This is a genomic window from Nocardioides sp. QY071, from assembly GCF_029961765.1.
GTDB lineage: Bacteria > Actinomycetota > Actinomycetes > Propionibacteriales > Nocardioidaceae > Nocardioides.
Map to the genome: position 1 here is coordinate 4,765,483 of NZ_CP124681.1, position 13,783 is coordinate 4,779,265.

Annotated in this window: 10 protein-coding genes; 6 read left to right on the forward strand and 4 right to left on the reverse strand. The window is 72.6% G+C overall.

Annotated elements, in window-relative coordinates:
- The first annotated feature begins 1 nt into the window (after position 1).
- Positions 2 to 2,077, forward strand: coding sequence for a protein kinase (locus tag QI633_RS23015; RefSeq protein WP_282427189.1), 2,076 nt, complete (start codon positions 2 to 4; stop codon positions 2,075 to 2,077).
- Positions 2,078 to 2,103: 26 nt separating this feature from the next.
- On the opposite strand, the gene QI633_RS23020 is transcribed toward QI633_RS23015, so the two are convergent.
- Together QI633_RS23020 and QI633_RS23025 are read right to left on the reverse strand one after the other, a co-directional pair.
- The gene (locus QI633_RS23020; RefSeq protein ID WP_260805766.1) at positions 2,104 to 3,978 is read right to left on the reverse strand and encodes a PAS domain S-box protein; all 1,875 of its coding nucleotides are present in this window, start codon (positions 3,976 to 3,978) and stop codon (positions 2,104 to 2,106) included.
- 112 nt (positions 3,979 to 4,090) lie between these two features.
- The gene (locus tag QI633_RS23025) at positions 4,091 to 5,374 is read right to left on the reverse strand and encodes an adenylosuccinate synthase (RefSeq protein ID WP_141797190.1); all 1,284 of its coding nucleotides are present in this window, start codon (positions 5,372 to 5,374) and stop codon (positions 4,091 to 4,093) included.
- A gap of 320 nt (positions 5,375 to 5,694) precedes the next feature.
- Between QI633_RS23025 and QI633_RS23030 the strand changes: the two genes are divergently transcribed.
- On the forward strand, positions 5,695 to 7,155 hold the full coding sequence (locus QI633_RS23030; RefSeq protein ID WP_282427190.1) for a diguanylate cyclase: 1,461 nt from the start codon (positions 5,695 to 5,697) through the stop codon (positions 7,153 to 7,155).
- Between the two features lie 165 nt (positions 7,156 to 7,320).
- Here the strand turns inward: QI633_RS23030 and QI633_RS23035 are convergent, their stop codons facing one another.
- Positions 7,321 to 8,769: a carboxyl transferase domain-containing protein gene (locus QI633_RS23035; RefSeq protein WP_282427191.1), complete on the reverse strand. Its 1,449-nt coding sequence runs from the start codon at positions 8,767 to 8,769 to the stop codon at positions 7,321 to 7,323.
- A gap of 68 nt (positions 8,770 to 8,837) precedes the next feature.
- On the opposite strand from QI633_RS23035, the gene QI633_RS23040 reads away from it, so the two are divergent.
- The 3 genes from QI633_RS23040 (at position 8,838) to QI633_RS23050 (ending at position 11,687) form a co-directional block, all read left to right on the forward strand.
- On the forward strand, positions 8,838 to 9,728 hold the full coding sequence (locus QI633_RS23040; RefSeq protein ID WP_260805765.1) for a diacylglycerol kinase family protein: 891 nt from the start codon (positions 8,838 to 8,840) through the stop codon (positions 9,726 to 9,728).
- A 19-nt stretch (positions 9,729 to 9,747) separates the two neighbouring features.
- Positions 9,748 to 11,436 (forward strand): lysine--tRNA ligase, encoded by a 1,689-nt coding sequence (lysS, locus tag QI633_RS23045; RefSeq protein WP_141797186.1) that lies wholly within the window; start codon positions 9,748 to 9,750, stop codon positions 11,434 to 11,436.
- A gap of 77 nt (positions 11,437 to 11,513) precedes the next feature.
- Positions 11,514 to 11,687, forward strand: coding sequence for a hypothetical protein (locus tag QI633_RS23050; RefSeq protein WP_160158166.1), 174 nt, complete (start codon positions 11,514 to 11,516; stop codon positions 11,685 to 11,687).
- A gap of 109 nt (positions 11,688 to 11,796) precedes the next feature.
- Here the strand turns inward: QI633_RS23050 and QI633_RS23055 are convergent, their stop codons facing one another.
- On the reverse strand, positions 11,797 to 12,219 hold the full coding sequence (locus QI633_RS23055; RefSeq protein ID WP_141797185.1) for a DUF3151 domain-containing protein: 423 nt from the start codon (positions 12,217 to 12,219) through the stop codon (positions 11,797 to 11,799).
- Between the two features lie 59 nt (positions 12,220 to 12,278).
- On the opposite strand from QI633_RS23055, the gene QI633_RS23060 reads away from it, so the two are divergent.
- Positions 12,279 to 13,760, forward strand: coding sequence for a DHA2 family efflux MFS transporter permease subunit (locus QI633_RS23060; RefSeq protein WP_282427192.1), 1,482 nt, complete (start codon positions 12,279 to 12,281; stop codon positions 13,758 to 13,760).
- The last annotated feature ends 23 nt before the right edge of the window (positions 13,761 to 13,783 follow it).

Below are 13,783 nucleotides of genomic sequence, written 5' to 3' on the forward strand. Positions count from 1 at the left end.
CATGCGCGTGCCCAACGTCGGCGAGCAGCTCGGCCGCTACCAGCTCGACCGCGTGCTCGGCCGCGGCGGGATGGGCGTGGTGTTCGCGGCGACCGACCCGCGGCTGCAGCGCACCGTCGCGCTCAAGGTGATCACCGGCACCCTGGCCTCCTCCCACGAGTTCCGCCAGCGCTTCCAGGCCGAGGCCGCGGCCCTGGCCCGGCTCGACTCTCCCCACGTGATCGCGATCCACGACCACGACGAGGTCGACGGGACGCCGTACATCGTCACGCAGTACGTCGACGGACGCGACCTGTGGAGCTGGTTGCGTGAGCACGGCCCGATGCCGGCGCGGCAGGCGCTCGGGCTGTGTGCCCAGCTCGCCCGCGGCCTGGCCGACGCGCACCGGGTCGGGGTGGTGCACCGCGACGTGAAGCCGTCGAACGTGCTGATCCGCGATCCCGGCACCCCCGAGCAGCACGCCTACCTGTGCGACTTCGGCATCGCCCGTGCCGAGGGGATCGAGGGGCCCGCGCCGACGGCCGCGGGCTCGGTCGCCGGCACCTGGACCTACCTGTCCCCCGAGCGCGCGGAGGGCCTGCCCGCGACGCCGTCGAGCGACGTCTACGCCCTCGGCTGCGTGCTGTGGGCCTGCCTGACGGGGCACGAGCCCTACCAGGGCAGCGACGTGCAGGTCGCGCTCGCCCACCAGCAGGCACCGATCCCCCGCCTGGCCGGGGACTCCGCGTTCACCGCCGACCTCAACGCCGTGATCGGCAGGGCGCTGGCCAAGGACCCGGCCCAGCGCTACCCGGACGCCACGTCCTTCCGCGAGGACCTCGAGCGTCTCGCCGTCGTCGCCCCGCCCGACGCCCAGGAGGCTCCGCCGTCCCCGACCGACACCGGCGCCACCGGGACCACCGTGCGGCCCGCGGCGCCCGCCGTACGACGCCGGTCGCGGCGGCCGCTCGCCGTCGCCGTCGCCGGCGTCGTGGCCCTGGCGCTCGTCGCCGGCGGCGCCGCGTGGCTGGTCGGCCGCGACGACGCCCCGGCCGCGGAGGGCAAGGCGGACGAACCGGCTCCGGTGATCGCGGGCGACGTCACCGGCGACGGATACGGCGACGTGCTCATCCACCAGACCCGCTTCGAGTCGCTCAACCCGCTCTCGGTCTTCACCGTGGCCTCGACCGGGATGCGGTTCGGCTCGCCGCAGCGGGCCGGCGCGCAGGTCGGCTACCCGTTCTTCGCCGACGTCGACGGCGACCGGGCCCGCGACGTCGTCTGGCTCGACGAGGACGACGACCGGATGGCGATCACCGTCGTACCCGGCGACGGTGAGACGTGGTCGACCGAGCTCGACCTCGACCCCGCCTTCGACATCAAGCCCTACAGCGCGACGGCCGGCGACCTCGACGGCGACGGCCGCGACGACCTGGTCCTCTACGGCGACGAGACCGACGAGCGGGACGGGCTGTACGTCGCCCTGGCCCGGGACCGAGGGTTCGCCGCCCCCGAGCAGTGGTACTCCTCCGACCTCTCCAGCAGCCTTCCCCGGGTCGGCGACTTCGACGGGGACGGGAAGGTCGAGGTCATCTGCTTCGGCGAGAACCCCGCGGGCGACGACACGGTGCGCCTGCTGCGTCCCGAGGACGGCCGGTTCGTCATGGTCGCCGAGAAGGTCCTCGGCGGCGCCGGTGTCGCGCCGCTGCTGGCCGAGTGGCTCGTCGGCGACGTCGACGGCGACGGCACCGACGAGCTCGTGGCCCCCAACGCGACCGGCCGCGTCATCTTCGTCTACGAGATCGCCGACGACGCCTTCCAGCCCCGCACCCGCTGGCACGCGACCCCTGTCCCCCGGGAGCAGGCGCGCAAGAACGCATGGGACAGCGGCGTCGCCGGGAGCGCGCTCAGCGACGTCGACGGCGACGGCGACGACGACCTCGTCGAGCTGCGCTACACCGCCAACGACAACGGCCCCGACGACCCGCTCGTCCTGTGGGTGATGCTGTCCGACGGGGCGTCGTTCGGTGACGCCCAGGAGTGGGGTGGGCTGGACTGCTCGCCCGAGTGCGAGGACGGGTTCGACCTCGTCGACTGAGCCCGGGCGTGCCGGCGTGCCGGGCGTCAGGACCGCGGGATCTGCGGCTGGGTCGGCAGGTCGATGACGAACGCCGGGCGGCCGGACCCGTCGTCGAGGTAGCTCGCCTCGCCTCCGTGGAGGCGCGCGATCTCGCGCACGAGGTAGAGCCCGAGCCCGGTCCCGGCGGTCGGGCCGGCGTGGGCGAACCGCTCGAAGAGGCGGTCCACCAGCCGGGGCTGGACGCCGGAACCCGCGTCGCTGACGACGATCCTGATCCCGCGCTCCGCCCGCTCCCCCGACACGGCGACCGGCGGGCGCCCGTGGCGCAGGGCGTTCTCGAGCAGGTTGTCGAGTGCCTGCCCGAGCCGCAGGGGGTCCGCGACGAGCTCGACGTCCTGGTCGACCCGCACCTGGATGCGGGCGGCGGCGCCGTGGGCGGCGCGGACCCGGTCGGCCGACGTGGTCAGGACATGGCGCAGCGACATCGGCTCCGGGGACAGGGCCAGCGCCTCGGTCTGCACGTCCGAGGCCGTGCCGAGGTCCGAGATCAGCCGTTGCAGCCGCAGCGCGCTCGAGGCCATCGCCTCGAGCAGCTTGCGGCGCTCCTGCGGGTCGAGGTCGCCGTCGTCGCGCAGCATCCCGACCGCACCCTCGATCACGGCCGCGGGCGTGCGCAGCTCGTGGGCGGTCACCGTCAGCAGGTGGGCCTGCTGCTCGAGCGCCCGGCGTCGCTCCTCCTCGTGAGCCCGCTGCTCGCTCTGGTCACGGGTGACCTTGGCGAACCCGCGGTGCCGACCGGCGTCGTCGTACACCGCCGTGATGACGACGCGGGCCCAGAAGGTGCTCCCGTCGCGTCGGACCCGCCAGCCCTCCTCGGCATACACCCCGTCGCGCAGTGCCATCTCCAGGTTGTGCTCGGGATGGCGGGAGAGCCGGTCGCCCTCGGGATAGAAGACCCGGAAGTGCTGGCCGACGATCTCCTCTGCCGGGTAGCCCTTGATGTACGCCGCGCCGGCGTTCCAGCTCGCGACCCGGCCGTCGGGATCGAGCATGAAGATGGCGTAGTCCTTGACCGCGGTGACGAGCAGGCGGAAGTCCTCCTCGCTGCGCCGCAGCGCGAGCTCGGTCGTGACGTCCTGGACCTGCGCGAAGACGTAGAGCGCGTCGCCGCGGGAGTCGCGGACCGGAGTCAGCGTGAGCCGAGCGGTGCGGACGTGCTCGGTCCCGATGGGGTGGTCGAACGAGACGACCGACTCCCCGCTGTCGGTGACGCGGGCCAGGGCGTCGTCCAGCTGGTCGCCGTGCTCACGGGTCAGGACGCCGTAGTCGAGGCCGACCAGGTCCTGCGCGGGCCGGCCGACCATCTCGACGAGTGCGCGGTTGGCCCGGACGATGCTGCCGTTGAGGGTCATCGTCGCCATCCCGATGGTGGCCTGGTCGAAGACCTCCCGGTAGCGCTCGAGGTGCTCGTCGAGCACGCGCTGGGCCTGCGGCGCCGGGTCGTCGAGTCGCGCGAGGCGCAGCGGGCGGCCGCGGGGACCGGACGGGACCGGCGGCGCCAGCGGGTCGGCGACGTGGCTCCACAGGCGGTCCACGAGGACGTCGAGCGGCGCCGACTTCTCGACGAAGTCCGTGGCCCCCAGCTCTCGCGCGCGGTCGGCGAGCCCGGCGGCCCCGAACCCGGTGTACATGACGACCTTGCTCTCCGGCGAGACCGCCAGCACCAGCGGCAGGCACTCCAGGCCGTCGAGCACCGGCATCGAGGTGTCGAGCAGCACGAGGTCGGGCTGGTGCTCGTGCGCCAGCATCAGCGCCGCGCCGCCGTCACCGCCCTCGCCCACCACGTCGAACAGGCCCGACGCCCGGAGCCGCGCGCCCACGACGGCGCGCAACTCCGGTGAGTCGTCAACGATCAGCACCCTCGCCTGTTGCGCCACCCCACACCCTCACGTCCCCTGGGTCCCCACGTCCGACGTGAGGTGCCCCGGAAAGGGGATCCCATACCCCCCCCCCCCCCGGGGGGGAGAGATGTCAGCGCAGGGCGTGCCGGACGACCGCCTGCTCGCGCTCGGGACCGACGCCGACGACCGAGATCCTCGCCCCGGAGCGCTCCTCGACGAACTCGACGTACGCCTGCGCCGCCTTGGGCAGGTCCTCGAACGACCGGCACCCGGAGATGTCCTCGGTCCAGCCGGGGAGGTTCTCGTAGATCGGCACGGCGTGGTGGAAGTCGGTCTGGTTGACCGGCATCTCGTCGTGGCGCACCCCGTCGACGTCGTAGGCGACGCAGACAGGGAGCTCGGCCAGGCCGGTGAGGGTGTCGAGCTTGGTGAGCACGAAGTCGGTGACGCCGTTGACCCGCGCGGCGTAGCGGGTGATCACGGTGTCCATCCAGCCGCAACGGCGCGGGCGGCCGGTGGTGGTGCCGTACTCCCAACCGGCCTTGCGCAGGAACTCGCCGTTGTCGTCGTGCAGCTCGGTCGGGAAGGGGCCCTCGCCGACGCGCGTGGTGTAGGCCTTCGCGATGGCGATCACCTGGTCGATCCGGGTCGGCGGGATGCCGGTGCCGGTGCAGGCGCCGGCCGAGACCGCGCTGCTGGAGGTCACGAACGGGTAGGTGCCGTGGTCGACGTCGAGCAGGGTGGCCTGGCCGGCCTCCATCAGCACCACGTCGCCCCGGTCGAGCGCGTCGTTGAGCAGCAGCCCCGTGTCGCAGACGTACGGCGCCAGCCGCTCCGCGTGCGCCAACAGGCCCTCGACGGTCTGCTCGACCGAGGGGGCGCGGCGGTTGTAGATCTTGGTGAGGATCTGGCCCTTGAGCTCGAGGGCGCCCTCGACCTTCTGGGTGAGGATCTTCTCGTCGAACAGGTCCTGGACCCGGATGCCGATCCGGTTCATCTTGTCGGCGTACGTCGGGCCGATGCCGCGGCCCGTCGTACCGATCCGGCGGGAGCCGAGGAAGCGCTCGGTGACCTTGTCGATGGTCCGGTTGTAGTCGGCGATGACGTGCGCGTTGGCGCTGAGCTTGAGCTTGCTCGTGTCGACGCCGCGGCCCTCGAGGCCGTCGATCTCCTGGAACAGCACGTCGATGTCGACGACGACACCGTTGCCGATGACCGGCGTGCAGCCGGGCGTGAGGATGCCGCTGGGCAGCAGATGGAGGGCGTACTTCTCGTCACCGATGACGACCGTGTGGCCGGCGTTGTTGCCGCCGTTGAACTTCACGACGTAGTCGACCTGGCTGCCGAGGTGGTCGGTCGCCTTGCCCTTGCCCTCGTCGCCCCACTGGGCTCCGACGATCACGATTGCAGGCATCTTGGTTGCTCCTTCGCACGGACGGAGTCCCTCCGTCCCGGCGTACCGGGTCGGCTGCTCAACGCACCACTTGTTCTCTTGCTGGTGTCGGACAAGCGAGAAGCCCCGGCAAGGACCGGGGCTCTTGCGGCGTCACGTTACCAAAACGCGACCCAAGACCGGCTTTCGGCAGTGCCGGTCTAGTCCGGTCGCACCACGGCGCGCCGACGATCGGTCCGGATGTCCGGGTGGTGGTGCCGGGCCTGCGCGATCACCGGATCCGCACGCTCCTCCCCGCTTACCGTCGAACTCCGACCGTCCTCACCTGTCTCGGATGCCCCATGAACGTCGTCCACTGGATGCAGCCCCGCAGCCACCGCGCCGCCGCCCGTTCCGTCTCGACGCTGTGCGCGGTCGGCGCCGGCGTGGCGGTCCTCACCGCGCCCCTGCAGCACGAGGACCTCGGCCGGTCCGGGATCGCGGTCGCGGGCGGTCTGGTGGCGCTGGTGATCGCGTTCAGCATCCTGGCGCGCCGGTTCGACGAGCGGCACCGCCTCGGCTGGGCGTTCGGGCCGCTGCTCGCCGTCGGGGCCCTGGCCGCGATCGACCTGCTGACCCACGACAGCGGCGTCTCGGCACAGGCCTTCTTCCTCTTCCCGGCGCTGTACGGCGCCTCCCAGCTGCGCCCGCCCGGCGCAGCCCTGCTGACCGCGGCGTCCGTGAGTGGCGAGCTGGTCGTCGTCCTCACCCAGCTGCCGGCGCGCGCGGCCGTCGTGGACGCCGTCTACGTGAGCGCCGCCCTCGTCACCTCCGCGGTCCTGCTGGCCGTGGCCAGCGAGCGGCACGCCCGCACGGTCGCCCAGCTCGAGCGGATGGCGGCGGTCGACCCGCTCACCGGCCTGTCGACGCGACGGGTGCTCGAGAAGGCCGCGGCGTCCGCACTGTCCGGCGCGCACAGCGACGCCGGCACCGCACTCGTCCTCATCGACGTCGACCACTACAAGGCGATCAACGACGGGCACGGCCACCCCGCGGGAGACGAGGTGCTGGTGCAGCTCGCCGGCCTGCTGCTCGAGCACAGCCGCCCGACCGATGTCGTGTGCCGCCTCGGCGGCGACGAGATCGCCGTGCTGCTCCCGGGATGTGGCCTCGACGCGGCCCTCGCCCGCGCCGAGGAGATCCTGGCCGCCGTACGCGACCGGACGTTCGTCGTCGGCGACGGCACCCAGCTCGACGTCTCGGTCAGCCTCGGCTGCGCCCACATGCCCACCCACGGCGACGACCTGCGGTCCCTGTACTCCGCCGCCGACGCCGCGCTCTACGAGGCCAAGCAGTCCGGTCGCGGGCGGGTCGGCACGACTGACGCCCTCACCGAAGGGCGCATCCCCTATGCTCAACTAGAACGTGTTCTAGATCTAGGAGCAGCCATGGGCGCCAGCCGCGAGACCATCCTCGAGACCATCCAGAAGTACGTCGACCTCGTCGCGACCGGCTCCTCGGCCGACGTCGTGGCGCTGTACGCCGACGGCGCCACCCTCGAGGACCCGGTCGGCTCCGACGTACTGACCACCCGCGAGCAGATCGCCTCGTTCTACGGCACCCTCGACGGCCTCGAGCAGTCCGGCCGCCTGCTGTTCGCCCGCGTCGCCGGCAACGAGGCGGCCTTCTCCTTCGAGCTGGCCACCAAGGCCGGCGACCAGACGTTCACCCTCGCCCCGATCGACGTGATGACCTTCGACGACGACGGCCGGATCACCAGCATGCGGGCGTTCTGGTCCGGCGAGGACATGGCCGTCAGCTGACTGTTCCGGCCTCGCCGACCCGGCACAAAGTGGTCCGGATCTTCCGCTGACCCGGCGCAGAGTGGCGCCGGAAACGCGCCGACCCGGCAGAAAGTGCCTCATGAGCAAGACACTTTCTGCCGGGTCGGCGGGATTTCAGAGCAGTTCGAGCCGGGTCGGCGGGCGTTAGGAGCCAGTTCGAGCCGGGTCGGCGAGGCGGGCGGCGATCTCCGCGACGACGGCCCGGGCGAGGGTCTCGGGGGTGTCACCGTCGGCCTCGGGGACGACGCCGTGGACGTCGCCGTCCGCGAGCAGGTCGAGCGCGCCGACCTTCTGCTGGGCGGCCATCTCGGCGGCCCGCGACGGCTCGCCGTGGACGATGACGCTCGCGCCCTCGGGCGGGAGTGGCGAGAGCCAACCGCGCTCGGTCGCGAGCACCGTCTTCGCGGGCAGCAGCGCGAGCGCGCCTCCGCCGCAGCCCTGGCCGAGGATCACCGAGACGGTCGGCACGGTCATGGTCACCAGCCCGGCGATGCAGCGGGCGATCTCGCCCGCCATCGCGCCCTCCTCGGCGTGCTGCGACAGCTCGGCGCCGGGGGTGTCGATCACGGTGACCAGCGGCAGCCGCAGCTCCTCGGCGAGCTCCATCGCCCGCCGGGCCTCGCGCAGCGCACCCGGCCCCATCGGGGTCGCCGGTGTCTGGCGGGAGCGGTCCTGGCCGACCAGGACGCACGGCTGGCCGTCGAGGCGGGTCAGCGCGATGAGCACCGAGTCGTCACGCTCGCCCTCGTCGGTGCCCTTGAGCCGCAGCGTGCTGGCGGCGCCGTACCTGATCAGGTCCCGTACGCCGACCCGCCCCGGCGCCCGGGTCGCCTCGATGTCCTCCCAGACCGGGTGGTCCAGGGTGGTGCCGCGGGTGACCGGATCGCGCCGGTCGAGCTCGGGCGACGACGGCGGGTCGACGAGCACGCCGAGGGCGTGGTCGACGAGCGCCGGGATGCTCTCCACGGGGATGACCGCGTCGATGACACCGTGGGCGGCGAGGTTCTCGGCCAGCTGGACGCCCTCGGGGAACGGGCGGCCGTTGAGCGCTTCGTAGACCTTCGGGCCGAGGAAGCCGACCAGAGCGCCCGGCTCGGCGACCGTGACATGCCCGAGCGAGCCCCACGACGCGTAGACGCCGCCCGTGGTGGGGTGGCGCAGGTGGACGAGGTACGGCAGGCCGGCGGCGCGGTGCTCCATCAGCGCCCGCGAGATCTCGACCATCTGCACGAACGCCCGGGTGCCCTCCTGCATCCGGGTGCCGCCCGACGACGTGCTCGCCAGCACCGGCAGGCCCTCCGCCGTCGCCCGGCGTACGGCGGCCGCGATCCGGGTCGCCGCCGCGACGCCGATCGAGCCGGCCAGGAAGCGGAACTCGTTGACCACGAACGCCACCGGCCGCCCGCGCACCGTGCCGCGGCCGGTCAGCACCGACTCGTCCGTCCCGGCCTTCTCCGCGGCGGCGCGCAGCTCGGCCCGGTAGTCCTCGCCGTGCCCGCTGATGTCGACCGGCGTGTCCCACGACTCGTAGGAGCCCTCGTCCAGGACGAGGTCGATCAGCTCGCGGGCGGTCCAGCGTCGGGGCGTGCTCATGACGCGGATACAACCACGGCCGCGCCCGGGGTACGTCGGCAAGTTCTGCCAATGCCTAGGGTGGGCGCGTGGCCACGAGACTGCTGCTGATCACCAACGGCGAGGCCGGTACGGCGGACCGGGAGGCCGTCGACGCCGCGCTCGCGGTGCTCCGGGAGGGCGCCGAGGTCGAGGTGGCCGCCACCTCCTCCGAGGATGAGCTCGACGACGTGCTGGAGGACGCGGGCGACCGCAGGATCGTGGTTGCCGGCGGGGACGGCAGCATCCACGCGGTGGTGCAGGCGCTGCACTCCCGCGGCGACCTGGCCGGCAGGGAGCTCGCCCTGGTCCCGCTCGGGACCGGCAACGACTTCGCCCGCACGCTCGGCCTGCCGCTCGAGCCCGAGGAGGCGGCGCGGGTGGTGCTGGCGGGCACCCCGCGGCCCACGGACCTGGTCGTCGACGAGGACGGCCAGGTGACCGTCAACAGCGTGCACCTCGGCGCCGGCGCGGAGGCGGGCAAGCGGGGTGCGCGGTGGAAGGAGCGGCTGGGCCGGGTGGGCTACCCGATCGGGGCGCTGCAGACCGCGATCAACCCGCCGAGCCTGCGGGTCCGGGTGGAGGTCGACGGCGAGGTGGTCGTCGACGTCGACCAGCCGGTGCTCATGGTGGCCGTCGGCAACGGCGCCTCGGTCGGCGGCGGCACCGAGCTCACCCCCGACGCCGAGCCGCACGACGGCGAGGTCGACGTGCTGATCGCGACGCCGCGCGGTCCTCTCGCACGGCTGGGCTACCTGGTCCGGCTCCCGTTCGCACGGCACGAGGAGCACCGCGACGTCCGGATCCTGCGGGGCCGCACGGTGCGGGTCAGCGGGACCGCGTTCGAGTGCAACAGCGACGGCGAGATCGACGGGCCGGTGCGGTCGCGGACGTGGCGGGTGCAGCCGGCGGCGTACGCGATGGTGGTCCCCCACCTCTAGCGCAATAGGCTTGGGCGCCGTGGCACGTGGACAGAGCAACCAGCAGCAGGACCCCGCCGACTGGGTGACCCGGACCGCCGACCTGGCGCTGCGGCACGCCGAGCAGGTCAACGGCGGCACCCTGCCCGACCTGGTCACCTGCGCGTCCGGGATCAGCCCGTCCGGGCCGATCCACCTCGGCAACCTGCGCGAGTTCCTCACCGTCCACTTCGTGGCCGAGGAGATCCGGCGCCGCGGCATCAACGTGCGCCACCTGCACAGCTGGGACGACTACGACCGGTTCCGCAAGGTGCCGGCCGGCATCGACACCGCCTGGAACGAGCACATCGGCCGCCCGCTGTCCGCCGTCCCCGACCCGACGGGCGAGTTCGCCAACTGGGGCGAGCGCTACAAGGCGCCCCTGCGTGCCGCGCTCGTCGAGATGGGCTGCGACATGGTCGAGGTCGACCAGACCGCGATGTACCGCTCCGGCGCCTACCGGGAGCAGGTGCTCACCGCGATCCGCAAGCGCGACGAGATCGAGGCCGTGATGGCGCGCTTCCGCACCAAGAAGGTCGAGAGCGGCGACGCCCCGGACGCCGATGAGGACGAGGGCCACGGCGCCAGCGAGGACCTCGCCCGGTTCCCCTACAAGCCGTACTGCCGCGGTTGCGGACGCGACACGGTCACCCTGACGTCCTACGACGACGAGACGACCGACCTCGCCTACACCTGCGACGTGTGCGGCGACTCCTACGTCACCAACGTCGCCACGCAGGACGAGGGCAAGCTGGTCTGGAAGGTCGACTGGCCGATGCGCTGGACCTTCGAGGGCGTGCACTTCGAGCCCGGCGGCGTCGACCACGCCTCGCCCGGTTCGTCGTACACCGTCGGCAAGGAGATCGTGGGCCCCATCTTCGGCGGCACCGCCCCGTCGTTCGTCGGCTACTCGTTCGTCGGCGTCGCCGGCATGCCGAAGATGTCGTCGTCCAAGGGCGGCGTGCCCACCGCGGCCGAGGCGCTGCGGATCCTCGAGGCGCCGATCCTGCGCTGGCTCTACGCGCGCCGGCAGCCCAAGCAGGCGTTCAACGTCGACTTCGGGCAGGAGGTGCTGCGCCTGTACGACGAGTGGGACGCCCTGACGAAGAAGGCCGCGATCCCGGAGAAGCGGGACGCCGCCGTGCTCGCCTGGGAGCGGGCCTCCGCGACGTCGACGGCGGGCACGCTGCCGACCCCGGCGGTCGTCGTACCGTTCCGGATGCTGTCGTCGGTCGCCGACGTCACCGCCGGCTCGCGGGAGATCACCGCGCGCACCGTCGGCGCCTCGGAGGCGGACCTCGAGCCGCGGCTGGCGAAGGCCGCCACCTGGATCACCGAGTACGTCGACCCGGAGGAGCGCACGACGGTCCGCGAGGCCGCCGACACCGACCGGCTGGCGTCGCTGTCGGAGCAGGAGGAGGCGTGGCTCGGGCTCCTGGTCAAGCGGCTCGCGGCCGCCTTCGACGCCGCCGACCAGGTCGACGGGCTCACCACGGTGATCTACGGCGTGCCCAAGATCGCCCGCGGGCTGACGCTCGACGACGCCCCGACCGACGAGGTCAAGGCCGACCAGAAGGCGTTCTTCAAGCTGCTCTACCACCTGCTCGTCGACGCCGAGCGTGGTCCGCGGCTGCCCACGCTGTTCGCCGCCCTGGGGCACGACAAGGTGCGCTCGCTGCTCGTTCCCTGAGGATTTCTCCGAAATCCGCGTGATGAACGCCGCCGGACCCCGTCCGGACTGGTGAACGTCTCGGACAAGGAGCTCTCATGCGAACCACGCCCATGACCCAGAAGCACCGCGCGACGGAGCCGGTGCCGGCGGCCGACCGCCCCGCCGCGACCCGCGCCCACCGGGGCTCGCGCGCCACGGACCTGCCGATCGCGGCCGCGCTCGGCCTGATCCTGTTGGTCGTCGCGGCCTGGTTGGCCGTGCGGGGCTGACGTGAAGCTCTGGCTGCCGTCGCTCGGCGCGGCGCTGAACGCGCTGGTCATCGCCCCGGTCCGGCGGCTCGTGCGTCACTGACGAGCCGCCGGCTGGGCTCAGGTCGGCTCAGCCCAGCAGCTCGTCGTACGCCGTCGGGCTGGAGTCGCGCAGGAACGCGGAGCAGCGCTCCCACTCGTCGGTCTCACCGATCGCGCGGGCGGCGAGGGCGAGGAGCCCGAGCGCGCGCAGGAAGCCGCGGTTCGGCTCGTGCTCCCACGGCACCGGCCCGTTGCCCTTCCAGCCGTTGCGGCGCAGCAGGTCGAGCGAGCGGTGGTAGCCGACGCGGGAGTAGGCGTAGACCGTCACGTCGTCGGCCCCGCCGTCGCGGGCCTGCTCGGCCAGGGTCGCCCAGGCGAGGGGCGACGACGGCAGGCGGCGTACGACGTCCGCGGGGGCCTTGCCCTCCGCGAGGAGCGCCTCGGCGGGGTCGACGGGCAGGTGGGTGGGCGGGGGGCCGGCCATCAGGTCGGCGCCGGGCGTGATGCTCATGGGCCCCATTCTGGCGCGGGCGGGAAGCAGTGTCGGCGTCCGGGTGTTGACTTGTCTTCGTGACCCAGAGTGCATCCACCTCCCCCGCGGCGAGCGCGCCCCCGGCGGCCGAGAGCAACCCGTGGCCGGCCCTGTGGGCCCTGGTCATCGGGTTCTTCATGATCCTGGTCGACCTGACGATCGTCACGGTCGCGACGCCGACGATCATCGAAGACCTCGACGCATCGGTCAACGACGTCGTGTGGGTCACCAGCGCCTACATGCTGGCGTACGCCGTCCCGGTGCTGATCACGGGACGCCTCGGTGACCGCTTCGGTTCGAAGTACCTCTACCTCGCCGGCCTCACGGTGTTCACGCTCGCCTCCCTGTGGTGCGGCCTGACCACGACGGTCGAGGCGCTGATCCTGGCCCGCGTCGTGCAGGGCTTCGGCGCCTCGATGATGACGCCGCAGACGATGGCGATCATCACCCGCATCTTCCCGCCGGCCAAGCGGGGCAGCGCGATGGCGGTCTGGGGGGCCACTGCCGGCGTGGCGATGGTGGTCGGCCCGATCCTGGGTGGCGTGCTCACCGACGGCCTGGGCTGGGAGTGGATCTTCTTCGTCAACATCCCGGTCGGCCTGGTCGCCTTCGTCATGGCCTGGCGCCTGGTCCCCGCCCTGCCCACCCACGCTCACAAGTTCGACTGGCTCGGCGTCGCCCTGTCGGGCGCGGCCATGTTCCTGCTCTGCTTCGGCATCCAGGAGGGCCACCAGATGGACTGGGCCGGCTGGATCATCGCCATGATCGCCGGTGGCCTCGCCCTGTTCGTCGCGTTCGTGCTGTGGCAGCGGTTCAACCGTGCTGAGCCGCTGGTGCCGCTCAGCCTGTTCAAGGACCGCAACTTCTCGGTGTCCAACGTCGCGATCATGTGCATGGGCTCGATCGGCGCGTCGTTCGGCTTCCCGCTGATGCTCTACGCCCAGGCCGTCCGCGGCAACTCCCCCACCCAGGCGGCGCTGCTGATGCTGCCGATGGCCGTGATGTCGATCTTCCTGGCCCAGCCCGTTGGCAAGCTCACCGACCGGATGCACCCTCGCCAGGTCCTCGGCTTCGGCTTCGCGGTCAGCCTGGTCGGCTTCCTGCTGCTGATGTGGCGCCTGGAGCCGGGCATCTCCGTGTGGGAGATCGCCGTGCCCATGGGCGTCATCGGCATCGGGAACGCCTTCATCTGGGCCCCCACCGCCGCCACTGCCAACCGCAACCTTCCGATCCAGCTGGCCGGCGCGGGCGCGGGCGTCTACAACGCCACCCGCCAGGTCGGCTCGGTGCTCGGCGCGGCCGCGATCGCCGTCCTCATGGACAGCCGCCTCGCCCACTACCTCCCCGGCGCCGCCGCCCACGGCGACGCCGGCGCCGCCCGGATCCCCGACCCGCACGTGGCCGAGCTGTTCAGCAAGGCGATGCAGCAGTCGCTGTGGCTGCCCGCGGTGATGTACGCCGTCGGCCTGGTCGCGGTGATGTTCTACGAGAAGCCGCGGCACGAGGGGTTCGGGCACTGAGCTCGGATTTCAGGCGGCCGCCA

What these genes read in the sequence shown, in the direction of transcription:
- QI633_RS23050 (WP_160158166.1), top strand. Translation starts at nt 11,514, where the DNA reads ATGCGAACCACGCCCATGACCCAGAAGCACCGCGCGACGGAGCCGGTG.
- QI633_RS23055 (WP_141797185.1), bottom strand. Translation starts at nt 12,219, where the DNA reads ATGAGCATCACGCCCGGCGCCGACCTGATGGCCGGCCCCCCGCCCACC.
- QI633_RS23035 (WP_282427191.1), bottom strand. Translation starts at nt 8,769, where the DNA reads ATGAGCACGCCCCGACGCTGGACCGCCCGCGAGCTGATCGACCTCGTC.
- QI633_RS23025 (WP_141797190.1), bottom strand. Translation starts at nt 5,374, where the DNA reads ATGCCTGCAATCGTGATCGTCGGAGCCCAGTGGGGCGACGAGGGCAAG.
- QI633_RS23015 (WP_282427189.1), top strand. Translation starts at nt 2, where the DNA reads ATGCGCGTGCCCAACGTCGGCGAGCAGCTCGGCCGCTACCAGCTCGAC.
- QI633_RS23030 (WP_282427190.1), top strand. Translation starts at nt 5,695, where the DNA reads ATGAACGTCGTCCACTGGATGCAGCCCCGCAGCCACCGCGCCGCCGCC.